This is a genomic window from Streptomyces sp. LS1784 (assembly GCF_020103755.1).
Taxonomy (GTDB): Bacteria; Actinomycetota; Actinomycetes; order Streptomycetales; family Streptomycetaceae; genus Kitasatospora.
Genome location: NZ_JAHSQD010000670.1, coordinates 1 through 4,018, shown reverse-complemented (window position 1 = coordinate 4,018; position 4,018 = coordinate 1). Strand labels below are relative to the sequence as shown.

The following is a 4,018-nucleotide window of genomic DNA, read 5'->3' as shown; positions in this document are numbered from 1 at the left end:
TGCCGGGCGGCCCCGCGGGCGGCGTGCGCGCCCGGCGGCGGCACCACGACCGGGACGCCGAACAGCATCGGGGCGATGTGCCGGACGGCGGGCAGCCGTCCGGCCGTGCCGAGCAGGAACACCCGCTTCACCGCGACGCCCTGGGCGCGCAGCACGTCGAGGGCGTCGGCGATGTTGCAGAGCATGCCCTCGACGGCGGCGCGGGCCAGGTGCTGAGGGGTCATCGCCTCGGCCCGCAGGCCGGTCAGGGTGCCGGCCGCGTGCGGCAGCGCGGGAGTGCGCTCGCCGTCCAGGTACGGCAGCAGCACCAGGCCGTAGGCGCCGGGGGAGGAGTGCAGGGCGAGGTCGCTCAGGCCCTCCAGGTCCCGGCCGAGCAGGGCGGCGGTGGAGCGCAGCACCTGGGCGGCGTTGAGGGTGGCGACCATCGGCAGGTGCCGGCCGCTCGCGTCGGCGAAGGAGGAGACCAGGCCGGAGGCGTCCACCACGGCCTCCTCGTGCACCGCGAAGATCGTCCCGGCGCTGCCGAGCGAGACCACCGCATCGCCCGGGCCGAGGCCCAGGCCCAGCGCGGCGGCCATGTTGTCCCCGGTGCCGGCCGAGATCAGCAGGCCCTCGGGGGTGTGCCCGGCGGGCTCGGCCGGGGGCAGGACGTCGGGCAGCCTGAGCTCGTGGCCGAGCGCCAGCTCCACCAGGTCCTGCCGGTACTCGCCGGTGACCGGCGACCAGTAGCCGGTGCCGGAGGCGTCGCCGCGGTCGGTGGTGCGGCGCTTGGGGTGGCCGAGCAGCTGCCAGACCAGCCAGTCGTGCGGCAGCAGCACCTCGGCGACCCGGCGGGCGTTGGCCGGCTCGAACTCGGCCAGCCAGCGCAGCTTGGCGATGGTGTAGGTGGGGGCGGGCACGGCGCCGATCGCGGCGGTCCAGGCGGCCGCGCCGCCGAAGGCCTCCAGCAGCTTGGCGGCGGCGCCGCCGGAGCGCGGGTCGTTCCACAGGATCGCCGGGCGGACCAGCACCCCGCCCGCGTCCAGGCCGATCATCCCGTGCTGCTGGGCGCTGACCCCGATCGCCCGGACGCCCTCCAGCAGGCCGCCGGTCGCGGCGTCGCCGAGCGAGTGCAGCCAGACCTGGGGGTCGGCCTCCCCGGGGCAGAGGTCCTGGTCCTCGGGGACGGGGTGGGGCGCCTTGCCGGAGCGCAGGACGGCGCCGGTGTCGGCGTCGCACGCGACGATCCGGGTGCGGTTGGTCGAGCTGTCTATCCCCGCGACGATGGCCATGCCGAGATCATGCCTCAGCCCGGCCCCGGACGCGTCCGGGCCGGGTGGTCCGTTGCCGGTTCGCGACCGCGGGTTGGGGTTCGCTTGGCCCTGGTGTCACCGTCCCGTCACGGACCGGCGGTAGGCCGCCGGGCCGCGCGTCACGTGACACGCGGCCCGGCACCCCGTCACGGGCGGAAGGTGCCCCAGCCGTCGTCCCCCGCCCGGGAGCGGTTGAAGTACGGCACCCGGTCGGTGACGGCGTTGGGCAGCCGGTCGCCGACCCGGTCCGCGACCGCGCCGGCCGCTTTCCCGGCCACCGCCCCGGCCTGCTGCCGGGCCCGGTCGGTCGCACCCTGCACCGTGGGGTTCCGGGCGATCTGCCGGGTGACCTTGGCGATCTGTTCGTAGCGCCGGCGCCCGGCCCGCGAGCCCAGGACGTAGCCGGCCGCGAAACCCGCGGCCAACGACAGCTTCCACATGGTCGGATCCACCCTCTCCTGGCGGCTTCTGCCGCATTGCCCTACCCGTCCGTCGGGACGGCGAACCGTCTGCGCCCCAGCATCCCCGGCCTCGTCGCCGGGCGCGCGCCGGGCGCGTACGGGGCACGCCGGGCGGCAGCCCGGCGGCAACCCGGGAAAGCGATTGGCGGACCACCCCCCCGAGTGCGCTAATGTATGTCCCGCAGCGAGCGCCGAGGAGCCCGGGGAACCGGGGCCGAGGCGGGAGCCGATCCCCCATAGCTCAATTGGCAGAGCAGCCGACTGTTAATCGGCAGGTTATTGGTTCGAGTCCAATTGGGGGAGCTCGGGAGAAGGCCCTTCGGGGCTCTGCTCCCGTCCGTGGTACGGAAGTTGAGTACTGCGATCCCGCATAGCTCAATTGGCAGAGCAGCCGACTGTTAATCGGCAGGTTATTGGTTCGAGTCCAATTGCGGGAGCTGCACCGGGTCCGCCCGGTGACTGCTCAGAGCGAAGGCCCCTCGGTCGACCGGGGGGCCTTCGTGTTGTCGCCGTCCGGCTTCGCGGCGTGACGTACGCGACACCGCCCGCGGGCCCGGCAGCGCCCCGGGCCGGCTCCTGGTTCAGACGGTCGCCCTCCGGTAGAGCTCGGAGACCCGCTCGTCGAAGGTGATGCTGTACGAGGTGCCGGGCGAGTCCCCACCCTCCTGGTAGCCGCCGATCACGCCGACCACCGCGCCGCTCGCGGTGACCCACGGGCTGCCGCTGGTGCCGTCGGTGTAGCCGTCGCAGTCGAAGCGCTCCTGGGTGGCGCTCTGCGAGCCGGTCCGGACCGCGCAGGTGATCGGCTCGTCGCTCTCGTTCGGGTAGCCGGTGACCGAGACGGACAGCCCGAAGCCCTGGCCGGTGCCGATCGGGTTGCCGCCGACCGCGTCCTCGACCTGCTGTCCGTCGACCGGGCCCACCGTGACGAACGCCACGTCGTACTCGGGATCGTCGTCGGCCGCCCAGCGCGGGTCCACGGTGATCACCTGCACCGGCCAGGTCCCGTACGGGGTGGACCCGTTGCGGTAGCCGGGGGTGAACACCAGGCCGTCCAGCAGGCCGATCCGGCGGTTCTGCACGCAGTGCGCCGCGGTGACCAGCAGGTTGCGCCGGGGGCTGTGCACCACGCTCGCGGTGCAGGCCCGCGGGCCGTCCGCGGTGCGGACGGAGAGAGTGCCGATCCGGTCCCGGGCGAGGCTCTGCTGCGCGACCTCGGCCGTGGGCGCCCCGTCCTGCCCGCCGCAGGCGGTGCCGGCGGCCAGCAGCAGGGCGGACAGCGCGGCCGTTCGTGCCGTGCGCGCGGGCAGTGCCGGGCGGGAGGCCATCGGGGCTCCGTCTCGTTCCTCGGGGCGGGCACCGGGGCCGTGCGTTCCGCCGTTCGTGAGGAAGATCTACCAGTCCGGTGCCCGGCGGCGCCACTGCCGGTGCCCGCCCGCTGCCGGTCAGCCGGTGGCGCGGTCGTACAGCGCCTGGACGCGGTCGCCGAAGTAGCTGCTGTACGAGGTGCCGGGGGTGCTCCCGCCCTCCTGGTAGCCGCCGATCACGCCGACCACGGTGCCGGTCCTGGTGGCCGGGTCGAAGTCGGTGACCCAGGGACTGCCGCTGGTGCCGCCGGTGTAGTCGGGGCAGTCGATCCGCACCTGGGTGGGGCTCTGCTGGGTGGTGGTGTTGGCGCAGGTGATCGGGACCTCGCTGCTGCTCGGGTAACCGGTGACCTTCACCGGGAGCCGGTAGCCGCGGTTGACGCCCAGCCGGTTGGCGCCGAGCACCTGCTGGACCTGCCGTCCGTTCTGCGCCTGGACGACCGCGAAGGCGACGTCCATGTCCGGGTCGGCGTGGTCGCTCCAGCCGTCGTCCACGGTGACGGCCAGCAGCGGCCAGACGCCGCTGGGGGTGTCGCCGTTGCGGTAGCCGGGGACGAACACCAGGTCGCTGCGGCGGCCGAGCTTCGGGTCCCAGACGCAGTGGGCGGCCGTGACGATGAGGTTGAGCCCGGCGCTGTCGACCACACTGGCGGTGCAGAAGTGGTCGCCGTCGGCGTTGCGGGTGAACACCGCGCCGACCAGTCCGTTGAGCACGGTGGGCTTGGCGGTGCGGGTGACTCCGGTGTGCCGGCCGGCCGCACCCTTGAGCCGCTGCCGGTTCCAGCCGTGGCTGTCGGCGGAAACGCCGGTGGGCGGCGCCGAGGTGACGGTCGGGGCGCCCCCGCCCGGCCCCGCCGCGGTGGTGCAGCCCGCCGCGGCCAGCACGACTGTGAGCGCC

Annotated in this window: 4 protein-coding genes and 2 tRNA genes; 2 read left to right on the top strand and 4 right to left on the bottom strand. The window is 74.6% G+C overall.

Annotation, left to right across the window (positions count from 1 at the left end):
* A partial coding sequence (locus tag KS423_RS40195; RefSeq protein WP_224284674.1) for an FGGY family carbohydrate kinase occupies positions 1 to 1,271 on the bottom strand: 1,271 nt, incomplete at its 3' end.
* A gap of 167 nt (positions 1,272 to 1,438) precedes the next feature.
* Positions 1,439 to 1,744 (bottom strand): hypothetical protein, encoded by a 306-nt coding sequence (locus KS423_RS40190; RefSeq protein ID WP_224284673.1) that lies wholly within the window; start codon positions 1,742 to 1,744, stop codon positions 1,439 to 1,441.
* A gap of 239 nt (positions 1,745 to 1,983) precedes the next feature.
* Here KS423_RS40190 and KS423_RS40185 point away from each other — a divergent pair.
* Together KS423_RS40185 and KS423_RS40180 are read left to right on the top strand one after the other, a co-directional pair.
* Positions 1,984 to 2,056 (top strand) — tRNA-Asn (locus KS423_RS40185).
* A gap of 61 nt (positions 2,057 to 2,117) precedes the next feature.
* Positions 2,118 to 2,190, top strand: a tRNA-Asn gene (locus tag KS423_RS40180).
* Positions 2,191 to 2,334: 144 nt separating this feature from the next.
* On the opposite strand, the gene KS423_RS40175 is transcribed toward KS423_RS40180, so the two are convergent.
* Together KS423_RS40175 and KS423_RS40170 are read right to left on the bottom strand one after the other, a co-directional pair.
* Positions 2,335 to 3,081: a serine protease gene (locus tag KS423_RS40175; RefSeq protein WP_224284672.1), complete on the bottom strand. Its 747-nt coding sequence runs from the start codon at positions 3,079 to 3,081 to the stop codon at positions 2,335 to 2,337.
* A 117-nt stretch (positions 3,082 to 3,198) separates the two neighbouring features.
* A partial coding sequence (locus KS423_RS40170) for a hypothetical protein (protein ID WP_308020302.1) occupies positions 3,199 to 4,018 on the bottom strand: 820 nt, incomplete at its 5' end.